This window comes from Halomonas denitrificans (assembly GCF_003056305.1).
In the GTDB taxonomy this organism is placed as follows: domain Bacteria; phylum Pseudomonadota; class Gammaproteobacteria; order Pseudomonadales; family Halomonadaceae; genus Halomonas; species Halomonas denitrificans.
Map to the genome: position 1 here is coordinate 665,155 of NZ_PYVX01000002.1, position 17,357 is coordinate 682,511.

Annotated in this window: 17 protein-coding genes; 6 read left to right on the plus strand and 11 right to left on the minus strand. The window is 69.4% G+C overall.

Annotated features, from left to right (window positions below):
* Position 1 precedes the first annotated feature (1 nt).
* The 3 genes from C9F13_RS09180 (at position 2) to phaC (ending at position 2,958) form a co-directional block, all read left to right on the plus strand.
* On the plus strand, positions 2–409 hold the full coding sequence (locus C9F13_RS09180; RefSeq protein WP_108445922.1) for a hypothetical protein: 408 nt from the start codon (positions 2–4) through the stop codon (positions 407–409).
* A 128-nt stretch (positions 410–537) separates the two neighbouring features.
* Complete coding sequence (locus tag C9F13_RS09185; protein WP_108445923.1) at positions 538–975, plus strand: phasin family protein; 438 nt, start codon at positions 538–540, stop codon at positions 973–975.
* A 147-nt stretch (positions 976–1,122) separates the two neighbouring features.
* Positions 1,123–2,958, plus strand: a complete 1,836-nt coding sequence (gene phaC, locus C9F13_RS09190) for a class I poly(R)-hydroxyalkanoic acid synthase (protein ID WP_108445924.1) — start codon at positions 1,123–1,125, stop codon at positions 2,956–2,958.
* Between the two features lie 85 nt (positions 2,959–3,043).
* Here the strand turns inward: phaC and lnt are convergent, their stop codons facing one another.
* The 5 genes from lnt to miaB all read right to left on the minus strand — a co-directional run bounded on the left by lnt (position 3,044) and on the right by miaB (position 8,414).
* Positions 3,044–4,504: an apolipoprotein N-acyltransferase gene (gene lnt, locus C9F13_RS09195; RefSeq protein WP_245888744.1), complete on the minus strand. Its 1,461-nt coding sequence runs from the start codon at positions 4,502–4,504 to the stop codon at positions 3,044–3,046.
* Between the two features lie 29 nt (positions 4,505–4,533).
* Positions 4,534–5,403 (minus strand): CorC family transporter, encoded by an 870-nt coding sequence (locus C9F13_RS09200; RefSeq protein WP_108445926.1) that lies wholly within the window; start codon positions 5,401–5,403, stop codon positions 4,534–4,536.
* Positions 5,400–5,912, minus strand: a complete 513-nt coding sequence (gene ybeY / locus C9F13_RS09205; protein ID WP_108445927.1) for an rRNA maturation RNase YbeY — start codon at positions 5,910–5,912, stop codon at positions 5,400–5,402. Before ybeY ends, C9F13_RS09200 begins: the two co-directional genes overlap by 4 nt.
* Positions 5,909–6,997, minus strand: a complete 1,089-nt coding sequence (locus C9F13_RS09210) for a PhoH family protein (protein WP_108445928.1) — start codon at positions 6,995–6,997, stop codon at positions 5,909–5,911. The genes ybeY and C9F13_RS09210 overlap by 4 nt, the downstream gene beginning before the upstream one ends.
* Positions 6,998–7,070: 73 nt before the next feature.
* Positions 7,071–8,414, minus strand: coding sequence for a tRNA (N6-isopentenyl adenosine(37)-C2)-methylthiotransferase MiaB (gene miaB, locus C9F13_RS09215; protein ID WP_108445929.1), 1,344 nt, complete (start codon positions 8,412–8,414; stop codon positions 7,071–7,073).
* A gap of 417 nt (positions 8,415–8,831) precedes the next feature.
* Between miaB and C9F13_RS09220 the strand changes: the two genes are divergently transcribed.
* Both C9F13_RS09220 and C9F13_RS09225 read left to right on the plus strand, forming a co-directional pair.
* On the plus strand, positions 8,832–9,461 hold the full coding sequence (locus C9F13_RS09220) for a TIGR04211 family SH3 domain-containing protein (RefSeq protein ID WP_108445930.1): 630 nt from the start codon (positions 8,832–8,834) through the stop codon (positions 9,459–9,461).
* Between the two features lie 2 nt (positions 9,462–9,463).
* The gene (locus C9F13_RS09225) at positions 9,464–10,093 is read left to right on the plus strand and encodes a class I SAM-dependent methyltransferase (protein WP_108445931.1); all 630 of its coding nucleotides are present in this window, start codon (positions 9,464–9,466) and stop codon (positions 10,091–10,093) included.
* Between the two features lie 19 nt (positions 10,094–10,112).
* On the opposite strand, the gene C9F13_RS09230 is transcribed toward C9F13_RS09225, so the two are convergent.
* From C9F13_RS09230 to ggt, 6 genes are all read right to left on the minus strand, one after another.
* Positions 10,113–10,703 (minus strand): YajG family lipoprotein, encoded by a 591-nt coding sequence (locus C9F13_RS09230; RefSeq protein ID WP_108445932.1) that lies wholly within the window; start codon positions 10,701–10,703, stop codon positions 10,113–10,115.
* Between the two features lie 55 nt (positions 10,704–10,758).
* On the minus strand, positions 10,759–11,862 hold the full coding sequence (locus C9F13_RS09235) for a sulfate/molybdate ABC transporter ATP-binding protein (protein ID WP_108445933.1): 1,104 nt from the start codon (positions 11,860–11,862) through the stop codon (positions 10,759–10,761).
* Positions 11,859–12,686, minus strand: a complete 828-nt coding sequence (gene cysW, locus C9F13_RS09240; RefSeq protein WP_108445934.1) for a sulfate ABC transporter permease subunit CysW — start codon at positions 12,684–12,686, stop codon at positions 11,859–11,861. Before cysW ends, C9F13_RS09235 begins: the two co-directional genes overlap by 4 nt.
* A 1-nt stretch (position 12,687) precedes the next feature.
* Positions 12,688–13,554, minus strand: a complete 867-nt coding sequence (gene cysT, locus C9F13_RS09245) for a sulfate ABC transporter permease subunit CysT (RefSeq protein WP_108445935.1) — start codon at positions 13,552–13,554, stop codon at positions 12,688–12,690.
* A gap of 18 nt (positions 13,555–13,572) precedes the next feature.
* Positions 13,573–14,583 (minus strand): thiosulfate ABC transporter substrate-binding protein CysP, encoded by a 1,011-nt coding sequence (gene cysP, locus C9F13_RS09250; protein ID WP_108445936.1) that lies wholly within the window; start codon positions 14,581–14,583, stop codon positions 13,573–13,575.
* 181 nt (positions 14,584–14,764) lie between these two features.
* Positions 14,765–16,492 (minus strand): gamma-glutamyltransferase, encoded by a 1,728-nt coding sequence (ggt, locus tag C9F13_RS09255; RefSeq protein WP_108445937.1) that lies wholly within the window; start codon positions 16,490–16,492, stop codon positions 14,765–14,767.
* A 157-nt stretch (positions 16,493–16,649) separates the two neighbouring features.
* Here ggt and rpe point away from each other — a divergent pair, with 157 nt between their 5' ends.
* Entirely contained in the window at positions 16,650–17,348 is a 699-nt protein-coding gene (rpe, locus tag C9F13_RS09260) for a ribulose-phosphate 3-epimerase (protein ID WP_108445938.1), read from the plus strand.
* Positions 17,349–17,357 lie beyond the last annotated feature (9 nt).

Below are 17,357 nucleotides of genomic sequence, written 5' to 3' on the forward strand. Positions count from 1 at the left end.
CATGAAGATCAACGTCGAATTCGACCTGACCCCCGAGGAGTTTCGTCAGGCGCTGGGCCTGCCCGACGTGGAGGCCTTCCAGAAGGATCTGCTCGACCGGATCCAGAAGCAGATGGAGTCGGGCGTCGAGGGCTACGATCCGATGAGCCTGATGCAGCCCTTCCTGCAGCAGCAGGGGTTGTCGCAGAACCTGACGCAGGGGCTCTCCCAGGGCCTCTCCAGCTTCGGCAACTACCAGCAGATGATGCTCGACATGCTCTCCAAGGCCGCGGCCAGTGCCGGCCGCGGCGAGGCCGCCGACGAGGCCGCCTCGGGCGAGGCGTCGTCCTCTTCCAGCAAGAAGTCCTCCTCCTCCGGCAAGGCGTCCTCCACGGCCAGTGCCCGCTCCCGCGCCAAGCGCGAGAGCTGACGGCGGGAGCCGCTCTTCGACCTTCGCCGGGGGCGGCCGCAATCCGGTTGCAAGCCCCGGCGACGCCGACTAGGCTTTGTGCAGTGCAACAAGTCGTTCGTTAACGCGCCTCCAGGAGGGATTCGACAATGCAGGACAAGATGATCGATGCATTCAACGAGCAGACCCGTCAGTTCTTCGAACCGATGCGCAAGCTCAACTCCCTGATGCTGAACAACATGGAGAAGATGACCCAGTATCAGATGGAGTCCATGAAGCGCTACAGCCAGATGGGCACGGAGCGCCTGCGCGATGCCGGCGAGCTCTCCGACGCCGAGAGCGTGCGCGAGTTCGGCGCTCGCCAGGCCGAGATGATGAACGAGCTCTCCAAGCAGATGCTCGAGGACGCCAAGGCCATGAGCGAGATGAGCCTGGAGTTCAAGGCCGAACTCGAGAAGCTCTACGCCGAGTCCGGCAAGCAGCTCGCCGAGCAGGCCGAGAAGGCCGGTCAGGCGGCCAAGGAGGAGGCGACCCCGTCGGATCAGCCCGCCAAGGCGACCAGCCAGTCCGCGTCGCGCAAGCGCTGATTTCCCAGACCGTCACCACGTCGCGCCGATATCCGCCTCGCGGGTATCGGTGCCCGGCGTTCCGGCCATGGCCGACGCGAAGGGGACCGATGACAAGGGTCGGTCCGAGCGGTCTTAAGCGGTCCATATGAACAACAGGAGGGGTCAATGCAGTCAGGGGTGCAAGCACCGACACCGGCAGAGCTGGAGGCGTGGAACGCCCAGCTCTCGGCGATCGGCGAGGAATATCGGGCCTTGATGCAGGATCTGCTGGCGCGCATGGTGCCCAGCGACGCCGCGGAATCGGTCCATGACGACATGCGGCGCAGCTTCCAGGCCGGCGCCGAATCGCTGATGCGCAATCCGCCCCTGCTGTGGCAGACCCAGTCGCGTCTGCTCCAGGACCAGGCTCAGCTGTGGCAGCAGTCGCTGCGCCGGCTGGCCGGCGAGGACGTCGAGCCGCTGGTCACCCCGGCCAAGGGGGATCGCCGCTTCAAGGACGACGCCTGGCGCGAGGATCCCTACTACCTGGCGATCATGCAGCAGTACCTGTTGTTCTCGCGCCTGGTGGAGGAGCTGATCGAGCGCCTGGACGGCCTCTCGGCGGACCAGAAGCGCAACCTCGGCTTCTACGCGCGCCAGCTGGTCAACGCCATGGCGCCGACCAACTTCGTGACCACCAACCCCGAGGTGATGCGCAAGACCCTCGAGACCCGCGGCCAGAACCTGGTCGAGGGGCTCGCCCGCCTGCGCGAGGACCTGGCCAACTCCGCCGAGGGCCTCAACGTCACCATGACCGATCGCAGCGCCTTCGCCATCGGCGAGAACATCGCCGTCACGCCGGGGGCGGTGGTCTATGAGAACGAGCTGATCCAGCTGATCCAGTACACGCCGACCACCGAGCAGGTCTACAAGACGCCGCTGCTGGTGGTGCCGCCCTGGATCAACAAGTACTACATCCTCGACCTGCGCCAGGACAACTCCCTGGTGCGCTGGCTGGTGGAGCAGGGCCACACCGTCTTCCTGATCTCCTGGCGCAACCCCGGGCCCGCGCAGCGCGACCTGACCTGGGCCGACTACATGCAGCTGGGGCCCATCGACGCCATGGGCGCCATCGAACAGGCCACCGGCGAGAAGTCGGTCAACCTCCTGAGCTACTGTATCGGCGGCACCCTGACCGCCTCCACCGTGGCCTACCTGACCAGCACCCGGCGCGGCCGCAAGGTCAAGTCGGTGACCTACATGGCCACCCTGCAGGACTTCCGCGATCCCGGCGAGATCGGCGTCTTCCTCTCCGAGCCGGTGCTGGAGGGCATCGAGGCCAAGCTCGAGCGCGACGGCTACCTCGACGGCCGGGTCATGGCCTACTCCTTCAACCTGCTCCGCGAGAACGACCTCTTCTGGTCCTTCTACATCAACAACTACCTGAAGGGGGATGCCCCGGCGCCCTTCGACCTGCTCTACTGGAACACCGACGGGACCAACCTGCCGGCCGGCACCCACGCCTGGTACCTGCGCCACATGTACATGGAGAACCGGCTGGTGCAGCCCGGCGGGATCGAGCTCGACGGGGTCAAGATCGACCTGCGCAAGATCTCCACGCCGAGCTACTTCGTCTCCACCCGCGAGGACCACATCGCCAAGTGGAACAGCACCTACTACGGCGCGCTGCTGCCCAAGGGGCCGGTGACCTTCGTGCTGGGCGGCTCCGGGCACATCGCCGGGATCGTCAATCCGCCGAGCAAGAACAAGTACGGCTACTGGACCAACGACGAGCTGCCGGAGACCGCCGAGGCGTGGCTCGAGGGGGCCCAGCAGCACGAGGGCTCTTGGTGGCCGCACTGGCAGGCGTGGATGCTCGACAACGGCTACGTCGATCCCGAGAAGACGGTGCCAGCGCGCCAGCCCGGCGACGGCGAGCTCGACATCCTCGAGCCGGCCCCGGGGCGCTACGTGTGCATGACCATCCCCGAGGTGCTGGGCGAGGCCGAGTCCGAGGCGTAGCCGCCGCCCGACCGTCCCCCGAGACAGAAAACCCCGCCAGCGGCGGGGTTTTTTGTTGCCCGAGGGGTGCGGTGTGCCGGCCCGCTCAGCGCCGGCGGCGCAGTCCCGGCAGCACCAGCAGGGCCGCGAGCAGCCAGGCGGGCCAGCTGCCGGTGCGGGTGAAGGGGGTGAGGCCGTCAGTGGCCGTGACCTCGCCCTCGAGCACGGCGGTCTCGAACTGTGGGGCCCGGGCGGTGACACGGCCCCGGGCGTCGATGAGCGCGGTGACGCCGTTGCTGGTGGCGCGGATCACCGGGCGGCCGTTCTCCAGGGCGCGGAGGCGCGCCATCTGCAGGTGCTGCAGCGGCCCGATCGAGGCGCCGAACCAGGTGTCGTTGGAGACCGTCAGCAGCACGCCGGCCTCGCGGGCCTGCTCAGCCACGAGATCGGCGTAGATGATCTCGTAGCAGATGGCGTTGCCGATGACGAGGCTGCCGACCCGCATCGGCGCCTGCTCCTCCGGGCCCGGGGTCATGGCCGGAGCCGGCAGGTCGAAGAAGGCGATGGCGCCGCGCAGCAGGCTCTCCAGCGGCAGGTACTCGCCGAAGGGCACCAGGTGCGCCTTGCGGTAGGCCCCCTCCACGTCGCCGCGGCCGACCACGCTGTTGTAGTAGAGCCCGCGCGCGTCGCGCTGCAGGATGCCGGTCACAAGCTCGGTGCCTGCCGGCAGGGCGGCATGGGCGCGCTCGAGGATCGGCGCGGCCTGGTCCTCGAACATCGGCAGCGCGGCCTCGGGCCAGATCACCAGGTCGACGTCGTCGTCGAGCCCGCGGGTCAGGCCGAGGTAGGTGTCGACGGCTTGGCGCTGGCCCTCGGGGCGCCACTTGATCAGCTGCGGCAGGTTGCCCTGCAGCAGCGCGACGCGCACCGGCTCGCCCCGCGGCGTGGTCCACTGGTCCGGCAGGGCCAGCGGCACCAGCCACAGCGCGGCCAGCGGGACGGCGGCCCAGGCGCGGCGACGCAGCAGCTCGACGCCGAGGCTGCCGGTGAGGGCGACGATCAGCGACAGCAGGTAGACGCCGCCCACCGGGGCCCAGGGGGCCAGGGGCGAGTCGACCTGGGCGCTGCCGAGCAGCAGCCAGGGAAAGCCGGTGAACAGCCAGGTGCGCAGCCACTCGCCGAGCACCCAGGCGCCGGCGAAGGTGAGGGCGGCGAGGCGCGGCCCGCACAGGCGGCGATAGCCCCACAGGGTGGCGGCGAAGAACAGTGCCAGGCCGACGACGAACAGCGCCGTCAGCAGCAGCGCCAGGGGCACCCCGGTGTAGCCGTAGTCGTGGATCGAGACGTAGACCCAGGAGGCCCCGGAGCCGAACAGGCCGATGCCGTAGCAGAGGCCGCGCAGCGCGGCCTGGCGGGGCGTCAGGGCGGGCAGCCCGAGATAGAGCAGGCCGGCGGCGACCGGGCCCAGCCACCAGAGCGAAAAGGGGGCGGTGCTGAGGGTGGTAAGTCCCCCGGCCACCAGGGCCAGCAGGCAGCCCAGGGCCGGGGGCAGGCGAACGTCAGCCATCGTGTCCATCCATGGAAGGGGGCGGCGGGTTACTCCTCGTCGCCGTCGTCGCAGCGCGAGGCCTCGAGCAGGCGGATGCGCCGGTTGTCGGCGTTGAGCACGGTGAAGCGCCAGCCGCTGAGCTCGGTGTGCTCGCCGCGACCCGGCAGGTGGCCGAAGCGCTGCATCACCAGGCCCCCGAGGGTGTCGAACTCGTCGTCGGAGAACTGGGTGCCGAAGCGCTCGTTGAAGTCCTCGATGGGGGTCAGGGCGCGGATCGCGTAGCGTTCCTCACCCAGCTCGCGGATATCGATCTCCTCGTCGATGTCGTGCTCGTCCTCGATCTCGCCGACGATCTCCTCGAGGATGTCCTCGATGGTGACGATGCCCGCCGTGCCGCCGTACTCGTCCACCACCACCGCCATGTGGTTGCGGGTGTCCTGGAACTCCTTGAGCAGGCTGTTGAGGCGCTTGGACTCGGGCACGAACATCGCCGGGCGCAGCACCTCGTCGAGCTGGAAGGGGCGGCCGTTCTCCTGGCCGCTGCGCAGCAGCGGCAGCAGGTCCTTGGCCAGCAGGATGCCCTTGACCTCGTCGAGGTTCTCGCCGATCACCGGGTAGCGGGAGTGGCCGGTCTCCAGTATCACCGGCAGGTACTCCTCGAGGGGCTGGTCGAGGGCGATAGCGGTGATCTGCGAGCGGGGGATCAGCACCTCGCGGACCTGCTGGTCGCTGATGCTCAGGGCACCCTCGATGATCATCATGGCGTCCTGGTCGAGCTTCAGGCGGGAGCCCGCCTGGCGGAGGAACTCCAGCAGTTCGCCGCGGGAGCTGGGTTCGTCGCTGTCGTTGGACAGGGCACTGAACAACTTATCGAGCCAGGACCTGTTGCCCTGGCCACTCGATCGGTCTTCGCTCATGCGTCGGCTCTCTCGTCCTCGTGGTCGGTATCGCGGTGCGGAGGGCTGGGGGTGAGATACGGGTCGGCGATCCCCAGCGATGCCAGGATCTCGCGCTCGAGGGCCTCCATGATCACGGCCTCGGCGTCGTCGATGTGATCGTGACCCAGCAGGTGCAGGGTGCCGTGGATCACCATGTGAGCGTAGTGAGCGGGCGTCGACTTGTCCTGCTCGCGGGCCTCCCGGACCACCACCGGATGGCAGATCACCAGGTCGCCGAGCAGCGGCAGGTCGATCCCCGGCGGGCCCTCGAAGGGGAAGGAGAGCACGTTGGTGGGCTTGTCGCGGCCGCGGTAGTTGCGGTTCAAGGCCTGGCTCTCCTCGGCGTCGACGAAGCGCACGGTCAGCTCATGGCGGGTCTCGTCGGGCGTTTTGGCGAGCACGGCCGCGACCCACGCCTCGAGCTCGGCCTGGGACGGCAGGGCCTCGGCCGCGAGGGCCACCTGGCGATCGACGATGACCTCGCTCACGCGTCGCCCCGCTCGTCATGGCGCAGGCGCGCCTGGCGCTCCTCGGCCTGGGCCTCGCGGCGCGCCTCGCGCTGCTCCCGACGTTCGCGTTCGGCGGCTTCCTCGCCGGCCTCGAAGTGGTCGTAGGCCTCGATGATGCGCTGGACCAGGGGGTGGCGCACCACGTCCTTGGCGGCGAAGTGGGTCACGCCGATCCCCGGCGTGTCCTTGAGCACGTCGAGCACCTGGATCAGCCCCGAGGTCTGGCCGCGGGGCAGGTCGACCTGGGTCACGTCGCCGGTGATCACCGCCGTGGAGCCGAAGCCGATGCGGGTCAGGAACATCTTCATCTGCTCGCGGGTGGTGTTCTGGCTCTCGTCGAGGATGATGAAGGCGTTGTTGAGGGTGCGCCCGCGCATGTAGGCCAGCGGGGCGATCTCGATCACCTGGCGCTCGATCAGCTTGGCCACCTGCTCGAAGCCGATCATCTCGTAGAGGGCGTCGTAGAGTGGGCGCAGGTAGGGATCGATCTTCTGGGCCAGGTCGCCGGGCAAAAAGCCGAGCTTCTCGCCGGCCTCCACGGCCGGGCGCACCAGCAGGATGCGACGCACCTCCTGTTGGTTGAGCGCCTCCACCGCGGCGGCCACGGCCAGGTAGGTCTTGCCGGTGCCGGCCGGACCGATGCCGAAGTTGATGTCGTGGGCACGGATGCTCTGGACGTAGCCCTGCTGGTTGAGGCCGCGGGGCTTGATGACCGTGCGTGGTGTGCGCAGCAGCACCTCGTCGTCGGCCTCGTCGCCCTCTTCCTCGTCCAGCGCCTCGAGGCCGGACTCCTGCAGAAAGAGGTGCACCGTGTCGGGCTCGAGGTCGCTGGCCTCGGTCTCCCGGTAGAGGTGCTCCAGCACGTTGGCGGCGGCCTTGACGCGATGGGCGGGCCCGGCGAGCTGGAAGATGTTGCCGCGGTTGCGCAGGGTGATGCCCAGCCGGGCCTCGACCAGCTTGAGGTGCTCGTCGCGCTGGCCGCAGAGGTTGGCCAGGCGTCGAGGATCGTTGGGTTCCAGGTTCAGGGTGATGATGCGGTTGGCCTGAGAAGATGGCTGGCTCAAGACGGGGGGATCCGTGCGTTGTGGATGTGGCTCCCAGCTTACTGCCCCGGCGCCGGCCGGGGCAATCGCTGACTCAGAAGCGCTCGGGGGAGGCGAGCTCGCCGCGCAGGGAGTTGGGCAGCGCCTCGGTGATCTCGACGTCGACGAAGTAGCCGATCAGCTCGAAGGGATTGGCGGCGCGGAAGTTGACCACGCGGTTGTTCTCGGTGCGTCCGGAGAGCTGGCCGGGGTCCCGGGGCGAGAAGCCGGTGACCAGGATGCGCTGGGTGGTGCCCACCATGCGCCGGCTGATCTGCATCGTCTGCTGGTTGATGCGCTCCTGGAGGATCGCCAGGCGCTGCTTCTTGACGCTCTCCGGGGTGTCGTCCTCGAGTCCCGCGGCCGGGGTGCCGGGGCGCGCCGAGTAGACGAAGCTGAAGGAGTGATCGAAGCCGATGCGATGGATGAGGTCCATGGTCGACTCGAAGTCCTCGGCGGTCTCGCCGGGGAAGCCGATGATGAAGTCCGAGGAGAAGCTGATGTCGGGGCGCAGGGCGCGGATGCGCTCCATCTTGGCGACGTACTCCTCCACGGTGTGGCCGCGCTTCATGGCGGCGAGCACGCGGTCGGAGCCCGCCTGCACCGGCAGGTGGAGGTGGCTGACCAGCTCCGGGATCTCGCCGTAGGCCTCGATCAGGCTGTCGGAGAACTCCACCGGGTGCGAGGTGGTGAAGCGGATGCGGTCGATGCCCTCGACGGCGGCCACGCAGGCGATCAGCTCGGCCAGGTCGATCTCGTCGCCGAGCCGGTTCTCGCCGCGGTAGGCGTTGACGTTCTGGCCCAGCAGGTTGATCTCGCGCACCCCCTGCTCGGCCAGGTGGATGACCTCGTCCATCACCGCCTCGAAGGGGCGCGAGACCTCCTCGCCGCGGGTGTAGGGCACCACGCAGAAGGTGCAGTACTTGGAGCAGCCCTCCATGATGGAGACGAAGGCGGTGGCGCCGTCGGAGCTCGGCTTGGGCAGGTGGTCGAACTTCTCGACCTCGGGGAAGGTGACGTCGACCACCGAGATCTTGTCGTCGGCCCGCGCGTCGAGCATGCCCGGCACCCGGTGCAGGGTCTGGGGCCCGAACACCATGTCGACATGGGGCGCGCGCTTGCGCAGGGCCTCGCCCTCCTGGCTGGCCACGCAGCCGCCCACGCCGATCACCAGTTCCGGGTTGGCCTCCTTGAGCTTCTTCCAGCGGCCGAGCTGGTGGAAGACCTTCTCCTGGGCCTTCTCGCGGATGGAGCAGGTGTTGAGCAGGATGACGTCGGCATCGCGCTCGTCGTCGGTGAGCTCGAGCTGATGGGATTCGCCGAGCAGATCCGCCATGCGCGCGGAATCGTACTCGTTCATCTGGCAGCCGTGCGTCTTGATGAAGAGTTTCTTCGCCATAAGAGTAGGTCGCGGCAGCTGGCGCGACGGGACACCGTTGGATGGACGTGGGGGGATGGCCGGATGGCCACCCGAGACAAGACCCTGCATTATACGCCGCAGCCGGCAGCGGGGCCAGCGTGGGCCCGCGGTCGCGCGCCCCGACTGTGGTACCCTGTGGGCCTTTCGAGGACGGGGCCAGGCGTCGGCCGGGGATCATGGGCTGGTCAGAAAATGACCGGATTGTGACCGAGACGATGGTCGCGCCGGCTTGCGGCGGGTTTCCAGCGGTTTTCCCGATGGTTGTCCACAGCAGCTGTGGGTAACCCGTCCGTGCGAACCACGCATCGCCGTCGTGCCCGGCATGGACGTCCGGGCGCGGCGCACGCGTCACGACAGAGCAACGACACGCGAGCCTTGGACAGCCAGGACGATGGCATGACGATACACAGACTCAAGATTCTGACACTCGGCGTCGCGCTCGCGACGCTGCCACCCGCCCTCCACGCCCAGGACGCCGCCGATGACGGCGCCTGGGTGTCGGACGAACTCACCACCTTCGTGCGCAGCGGCCCGACCGACGGCTACCGCATCATCGGCACCCTGACCGCCGGCGAGCCGGTGACCGTGCTCGAGACCAGCGGCGACTACAGCCGGGTCGAGGACGCCGAGGGCGACGTCGTCTGGGTGCTCAGCAGCGAGCTCCAGGCCGAGCCCAGCGCCCAGCAGCGGCTGCCGGCCCTGGAGGCCCGGGTCGAGGAGCTGACCGCGGAGCTCGCCGGCATCAACGAGACCTGGGAGACCCGCACCGCGACCATGACCGACACCCTCGAGATGCGCGAGGCGCGCATCGAGGAGCTCGAGGCCCGCAACCAGGCCCTCGAGGAGGAGACCGCGCAGTCGCGGGCCACCATCCGGGAGTTCCAGGCGCGCCTGGACACCCAGGAGGAGGACCTGCTGATGCGCTACTTCATGTACGGCGGCGGCGTGGCCGGGGCGGGCCTGCTGGTCGGCCTGATCGTGCCCCACCTGCCGCGTCGTCGGCGCAAGCGCGACCGCTGGTTCTGAGCATGGTGGACGACTGGTTAAAGCGCTGGGAGGAGGGACGCATCGGCTTCCATCGCGATGCGCCCCACCCGGCCCTCGTTCGTCACTGGCCTGCCCTGAAGGTGCGGGCCGGGACCAAGGTGCTGGTGCCGCTGTGCGGCAAGAGCCTGGACATGCGCTGGCTGGCGAATCGCGACCACCCGGTGCTGGGTATCGAGCTCGCCCAGACGGCCATCGAACAGTTCGTCGCCGGGGGCAGGGGCGAGATCACCCGCTACCACCAGGACGGCTTCGACATCTGCCGCCAGGGCAGCGTGGAGCTGTGGTGCGGGGACTTCTTCCACTTCCATATCGATCAGGCCGCCGAGATCGGCGCCTTCTACGATCGGGCCGCGCTGATCGCGCTGCCCGAGGCCACCCGCCAGCGCTACGCCTTCCACCTGGCGCAGCTGCTGCCGCCGGGGAGCCGGGGCCTGCTGATCAGCCTGACCCGGGAGGGCGGCGGGCCGCCCTACAGCGTCGATGCCGAGGAGGTGCGGGCGCTCTTCGAGCCCAACTTCCGGGTCACCCACCTGGAGGACGGCGAGCCGGAGCCGGGCAGCGGCTTTCGCGAGAGCGTCTGGGCGCTGGAGCGTCGCGGGCCGCTCACCTGAGGCGGCCCGACAGATGGGCTCAGCGCGCCAGCAGGCGCCCGAGCTCCGGGTCGCGGAAGGCGCGATCCAGGCCGTCGGCGATGAGCGCGTTGACCATCCGGGTGTTGGCTTCCTTGTCGGGGCGCAGGGCGTAGCCCTGGGTGCGGCGCGAGGTGTAGGTGCCGGTGTAGGTGGTGCCGGCGTTGACCGCTTCGGCGATGAGCACCGCCTCGAGCCGCGCCTCGTCGATGAAGGGGCGGCTCTCGCCACGCTCGTAGCCCAGGTGCTCGAGGGTCAGCGTCAGGCTGGGCCGTCCCTCGGCGCGCTCGGTGGTGGGGGTGAAGCCCATCTCGCGCACCGCGCGCTCGGCCTCGGCCTGGAGCTCGGGCACCAGCTCGTGGGCGTTGACGGTGATCACCGCGGTGGACATGGCGCTGCCGGTCCGGGTGCCGAGCACCTCGCTGTCGCGGCCGTCCACGGCCGTCACGGTCACGGCCTGGCCGCTGCCCGTCTGGGGCACGGCGGCCGTGCGCCGGGGGTCGAGCTGCAGGTAGTGGGGGCTGGCGCAGCCGGCCAGCCAGCCGGCGGCGAGTAGCAGGGCGCAGGCCCGAAGGACGCGTCGACGCTGCATGGTAAGGCTCCTGATGAAAGATCGGCCCCGAGTATATCGCCCCCGGGGCGCCCCATCAGCCCGGGGTGGCGAGGCTCGGGCGCGGGGCCGGGCGCGCGGCCCGGTCGTCGAAGCGATGCCAGCGGCGCGGCAGCGCAAAGAGGCGCTTGCCGCGGGCCAGTGCCAGGTGTTCGAAGTCGGCGTGGCGCACCGTGGCGAGCCACGGCTCGGCGAGCCAGTCGGCGGCGAGCTCCACGCGCACCTCGGCACCCACCGGCGAGACGGCGGTGACGGTCATCGGCAGGTGCGCCTCGGCGCTCGGCGCAGTGGCCAGCGCGAGCTCATGGGGACGCATCAGCAGCTCCGCCGGGCCGTCGGGCAGGTCCACCGCCAGGCGCGCCTCGCCGCAGGTGAGCACGCCCTGCCGGACCTCGCCCTCCAGATGGTTCACGTCGCCCAGGAACTCGAAGACGAAGCGGTTGGCCGGCGCGCGGTAGAGCGCCTCGGGGGTATCGATCTGCTCGATGCGCCCGTTGCTCATCACCGCCACGCGATCCGAAAGCTCCAGCGCCTCCTCCTGGTCGTGGGTGACGAAGACGCTGGTGAAGCCCAGCTCGTCGTGGAGGTGGCGCAGCCAGCGCCGGAGCTCCTGGCGCACCTTGGCGTCCAGCGCCCCGAAGGGCTCGTCGAGCAGCAGCACCTCGGGGCGCAGGGCCAGGGCGCGGGCCAGCGAGACCCGCTGCTGCTGGCCGCCGGAGAGCTGGGCGGGGTAGCGGGTCGCCAGCTGCTCGAGCTGGACCATCTCCAGCAGGCGGTGCACCCGGGCGCGAATCTCGCCGGACGAGGGGCGCTCGCGGCGCGGCAGCACCGTCAGGCCGAAGGCCACATTGTCGAAGACACTCATGTGGCGGAACAGCGCATAGTGCTGGAAGACGAAGCCGATGCGCCGGTCGCGCACGTGCACCCGGGTGACGTCGCGCTCGCCGAAGCGGATGCGCGCGGCGGGGTCGCGGTCGGGGGACTCGAGGCCGGCCATGATGCGCAGCAGGGTGGTCTTGCCCGACCCCGAGGGGCCGAGCAGGCCGATCAGCTCGCCGTCGCCGATCTCCAGGTCGATCGGCTCCAGGGCACGGGCGCGGGGCCCGTAGTGCTTGGCGATGTTCTCGAGACGAATGCTCATGCGAGGGCCTCCCGGCGCGCGGCGCGCCACTCCAGGCCGGCCTTGGCGGCCAGGGTGAACAGGGCGATCAGGGCCAGCAGGGCGGCGCTGGCGAAGGCGCCCACGGTGTTGTAGTCCTGATACAGCAGCTCGACGTGCAGCGGCAGGGTGTTGGTCTCGCCGCGGATCGCCCCGGAGACCACCGAGACCGCGCCGAACTCGCCCACCGCCCGGGCGTTGGTCAGGATCACCCCGTAGAGCAGCGCCCAGCGGATGTTGGGCAGGGTGACCCGGCGAAACAGCGTGAAGCCCGAGGCGCCGAGCGTCACCGCCGCCTCCTCCTCCCGGGAGCCCTGGGCCTGCATCAGCGGGATCAGCTCCCGGGCGACGAAGGGGCAGGTGACGAAGACGGTGACCATCAGGATGCCCGGCCAGGCGAACATCAGCTGGATGTCGTGGGCGTCGAGCCAGCCGCCGAGCCAGCCGTTGCGGCCGTAGAGCAGCAGGTAGACCAGGCCCGCCACCACCGGCGAGATGGCGAAGGGGATGTCGATCAGGGTCTGCAGCAGGCGCCGACCGGGAAAGGCGAAACGCGTCACCAGCCAGGCCAGCATCACCCCGAACACCAGGTTGATGGGGATGGTCAGGGCGGTCACGAACAGCGTCAGGCCGATGGCGGCCAGGGTGTAGGTGTCGCTCACGTTGGCCCAGAAGGTGCCGAGGCCCTGGGCGAAGGCCTGGGCGAAGATCGCCACCAGCGGCAGCAGCAGAAACAGCGCCGACAGCGCCACCGCGGCGCCGATCAGCAGGCGGCGCAGGGCCGGCGCATCACCGATGCGTTGCATGTCAGGAGCCTCCGTGCAGGCGGCGGATGAAGCGCCCCTGCCACAGGTTGATGGCCAGCAGCAGCGCGAGCGAGGTGGCGAGCACCACCGAGGCGATGGCCGAGGCGCCCACGTAGTCGTACTCCTGCAGCTTGACGAAGATCATCAGCGAGGTGATCTCGGTCTCGTAGGGCATGTTGCCGGCGATGAAGATCACCGCGCCGAACTCGCCCAGCGAGCGCACGAAGGCGAGCCCGGTGCCGGTGACCAGCGCCGGCCACAGGTGCGGCAGGATCACCCGCCGGAAGGCGACGCCATCGCGGGCCCCCAGGGTCATGGCCGCCTCGTCGATCTCGTGGGGCAGGTCCTCGAGGATCGGCTGCACCGTGCGGACCACGAAGGGGATGCTGGTGAAGGCCATGGCCAGGGCGATGCCGACCCAGGTGTAGGCCACCTCGAGGCCCAGCGGGGCGAGCGCCCGGCCCATCCAGCCGTTGCTGGAGTAGAGGGTCGCCAGGGTGATGCCGGCCACCGCAGTGGGCAGGGCGAAAGGCAGGTCCATCAGCGCGTCCAGGGCGCGCTTGCCGGGGAAGTCGTAGCGCACCAGCACCCAGGCCAGCAGCAGGCCGAAGGCGGCGTTGACCAGCGCCGCCACCGCGGCGGCGCCGAGGGTGATCGCGTAGCTGGCCACTACCCGGGGCTCGCTGACGATGGCCCAGTACTCGCCGAGCGACAGACCGGCCAGCTGGCCCACCAGGCCGGTCAGCGGCAGCAGCAGCACCAGCGAGACGAAGGTCAGGCTGATGCCGAGCGAGAGCCCGAAGCCCGGCAGCACCCGCTGGGTGCGGCCGGAGAAGGGCAGGGCCAGGCGCGCGGCGCGTTGACTCATGGCGAAGGCTCCGCGCGCTTAGCGGCGCTGCAGCTGGTCGAGCCGGCCGCCGCTGGCGAAGTGGGTCTCCATGGCCGCGTCCCAGCCGCCGAAAACCTCTTCCACATTCAGCAGCTCGGTCTCGGGGAACTGGTCGGCGAACTCGGCCACCACGGTCTCGTCGTGCACCCGGTAGTTGAAGCCGGCCAGCAGCCGCTGGGTCTGTTCGGCGTAGAGGAACTCGAGGTAGTCCCGGGCCAGTTCGAGGGTGCCGTTGCGCTCGGCGTTCTCCTCGACCACGGCCACCGGGAACTCGGCCAGGATGCTGACCGGCGGCACGATCACCTCGTAGTCGTCGCTGCCGTACTCCTGGCGGATGTTGTTGACCTCGGACTCGAAGCTGATCAGCACGTCGCCGATGCCGCGCTCGATGAAGCTGGTGGTGGCACCGCGGCCGCCGGTGTCGAAGACCTTGACGTTGCCGAGGAAGTCGCGCATGAACGCCGTCACCCGCTCCTCGTCGCCGTCGAAGGCGCGCTCGGCGGCGCCCCAGGCGGCCAGGTAGGTGTAGCGGCCGTTGCCGGAGGTCTTGGGGTTGGGGAACACCAGCTCGACTCCCTCGGCGGCGAGGTCCTCCCAGCTCTCGATGCCCTGGGGGTTGCCCTTGCGGACCAGGAAGGCGGTGGTGGAGTAGTAGGGCGAGGCGTTGTTGGGCAGCTGCTGCTGCCAGTCCTCGGCGACCAGGCCGGCATCGGCCAGCACCTGGACGTCGGTGACCTGGTTGTAGGTGACCACGTCGGCGCGCAGCCCCTGGAGGATGGCCCGGGCCTGGGCCGAGGAGCCGCCGTGGGACTGCTTGATGGTCAGGGTGTCGTCGTGGGTCTCCTCCCAGTGCGCCTGGAAGGCCGGGTTGACGGTCGCGAAGAGCTCCCGGGCGATGTCGTAGGAGGAGTTGAGCAGCTCGCGCTCCTCGGCCATGGCCGGACCGACCAGGCCCAGGGCGATGGCGGAGGCGACGAGGGTGCGGCGAAAGAGGGGCAGCGGCGACATGGTGACTCCTTGGGCGACGGTTTCCTTAGAAGGCTAAGGTAAGCAGCGCGTACTGGAATTACAATGCCGTCTTTTATTCTATTTTGGAACTAGTGTATCCGCCGACGCTGAACCGCCGGCGCCCTCGGTGAGACCGAGGGCGCCGGGGTCGAGCGGGGATGAGGGTAGGGCGGTGACGGGCCTAGAGCCCCATGGCCGAGGAGGTGGAGCGCCGCGGGTCGGCGCCGCCGTAGAAGCGGCCGTCCTCGATCACGATCGACTGGGCGGCGCCCATCGCTTCCTCCTGGCTGAGGGTGTGGCCCTTGCCCTCGAGCAGCTCCAGGGTGTCGGGACTGAAGCCGGCCTCGATGCGCAGCTCGTCGGGCAGCCACTGGTGGTGGAGGCGTGGGGCGCTGACCGCCGACTGGATGTTCATGTCGTGGTCGATGACGTTCATCAGCACCTGCAGGGTGGTGGTGATGATCCGCGAGCCGCCGGGGCTGCCGGTGATCAGGAAGTTCTTGCCGTCCTGCTTGACGATGGTCGGCGTCATCGACGACAGCATGCGCTTGCCGGGCTCGATCTTGTTGGCCGCGCCGCCGATCAGGCCGTAGGCGTTGGGCACCCCGGGCTTGGCGGAGAAGTCGTCCATCTCGTTGTTGAGCAAAAAGCCCGCGCCGTCGACGGCGATCCCCGAGCCGTAGCTGAAGTTGATGGTGTAAGTGTTGGAGACCGCGAGGCCGTCGTCGTCGGCGATGGAGAAGTGGGTGGTCTCGTTGGATTCGTAGGGCAGCGGGTTGCCCGGGGCGATCTCCTCGCTCGGCGTGGCGCGATCCATGGCGATCTCGGCGCGCAGCTCGTCGGCGTAGCCCTCGGAAGTGATGCCCTCGAGGGGCACGTCGACGAAGTCGGTGTCGCCCAGGTACTCCGAGCGGTCGGCGTAGGCGCGCTTCATCGCCTCGGCCATGACGTGCATGGTGTTGGCCGCGCCGAAGCCCATCTCGCCGATGTCGTAGGCCTCGAGGATGTTGAGCATCTGCACGATGTGGGCCCCGCCGGAGGAGGGTGGGCTCATGGCGTAGACGTCGTAGCCGCGGTAGTTGCCGTGGCTTGGCTCGCGGATCACCGGCTGGTAGGCGGCCAGGTCCTCGTGGGTGATCAGGCCGTCGTGGCGCTCCATCTCGGCGACGATCAGCCGGGCGGTCTCGCCCTCGTAGAACTCGCGGGCGCCCTGCTCGGCGATGCGCTTGAGGGTCGCCGCCAGGTCCGGCTGGCGGAAGGTATCGCCGACCTCATAGGGGCTGCCGTCCTCCTTGAAGAACATCGCCTTGGTCGAGTCCCACTGGGTCAGGCGCTCGCGGGTCGCGCTCACGCCGTCGACGAAGCGCTGTGGCACCGCGAAGCCCTCCTCGGCCAGCCGGATCGCCGGCGCCAGGGCCTCGGCGAGGCTCAGGGTGCCATACTCCTCCAGCGCTAGGGCGAGGCCCGCCACGGTGCCGGGCACGCCAGCGGCACGATGGGTGAAGCGCGACCATTCGGAGACGGCATTGCCGTCCTCGTCCTGGAACATCGTCTCGGTGGCGGCCGCCGGGGCGGTCTCCCGGTAGTCGATGGCGATCACCTCGTCGCTCTTTTCATCGGAGATCAGCATGAAACCGCCGCCGCCGATGTTGCCGGAGCGGGGCTGGGTGACGGCCAGGGCGAAGCCCGCGGTGACGGCGGCGTCCACGGCGTTGCCGCCGGCGGCGAGGACGTCGTGGGCGACCTGGGAGGCGAGGAAGTGGCTGGTCGCCACCATGCCCTCGGCGCCCTCCTGGGGGTGGAAGCGCTCGCCCTCGAGGATGGCCGGCTGGGCGAGCAGCGGCGGGGCGACGAGCAGCGTGCCGGCGAGCAGGCCGGCACCCAGCGGGCGAACAATACGGTGAGGCATCGGGACATCTCCTTGTCGAGGATCGTGTCGAGGAGGGGGACTCGACTGATCACTATCGACCCGGATCGGCGATCTCGCAAGGGGCACCCGGGGCGGCCAGATGCGTTAGAATGCCGCCCATCGTGCCCCTCGACTCAAACAGGAACCGATCGTCGCCATGACCGACTCCCGACTCGACTTCCAGCTCGCGCCCTCGATCCTCTCCGCCGACTTCGCCCGCCTGGGCGAGGAGGTCGACGACGTGCTGGCGTCCGGCGCGGACATCGTCCACTTCGACGTGATGGACAATCACTTCGTGCCCAACCTGACCATCGGCCCGATGGTCTGCGAGGCCCTGCGCAAGCATGGCGTGACCGCACCCATCGACGCCCACCTGATGGTCCGGCCGGTGGACCGGCTGGTCGGCGACTTCATCGATGCCGGGGCCAGCTACATCACCTTCCATCCCGAGGCCTCCGACCACATCGACCGCTCCCTGCAGCTGATCCGCGACGGCGGCTGCAAGGCGGGCCTGGTGTTCAACCCGGCCACGCCGCTCTCCTACCTCGACTACGTGATGGACAAGGTCGACATGATCCTGCTGATGAGCGTCAACCCGGGCTTCGGCGGCCAGTCGTTCATCCCGGCGACGCTCGACAAGCTGCGCGAGGCGCGCCGGCGCATCGACGCCTCGGGGCGCCCGATCCGCCTGGAGGTCGACGGCGGGGTCAAGGTCGACAACATCGCCGAGATCGCCCGCGCCGGCGCCGACACCTTCGTCGCCGGCTCGGCGGTGTTCAAGGCGCGCAACGCCGCCGACCCGCACCGCTACGACAGTGTGATCGGCGACTTCCGCCGGGCCCTGGCCGGCGCCTGAGGCGGTCCG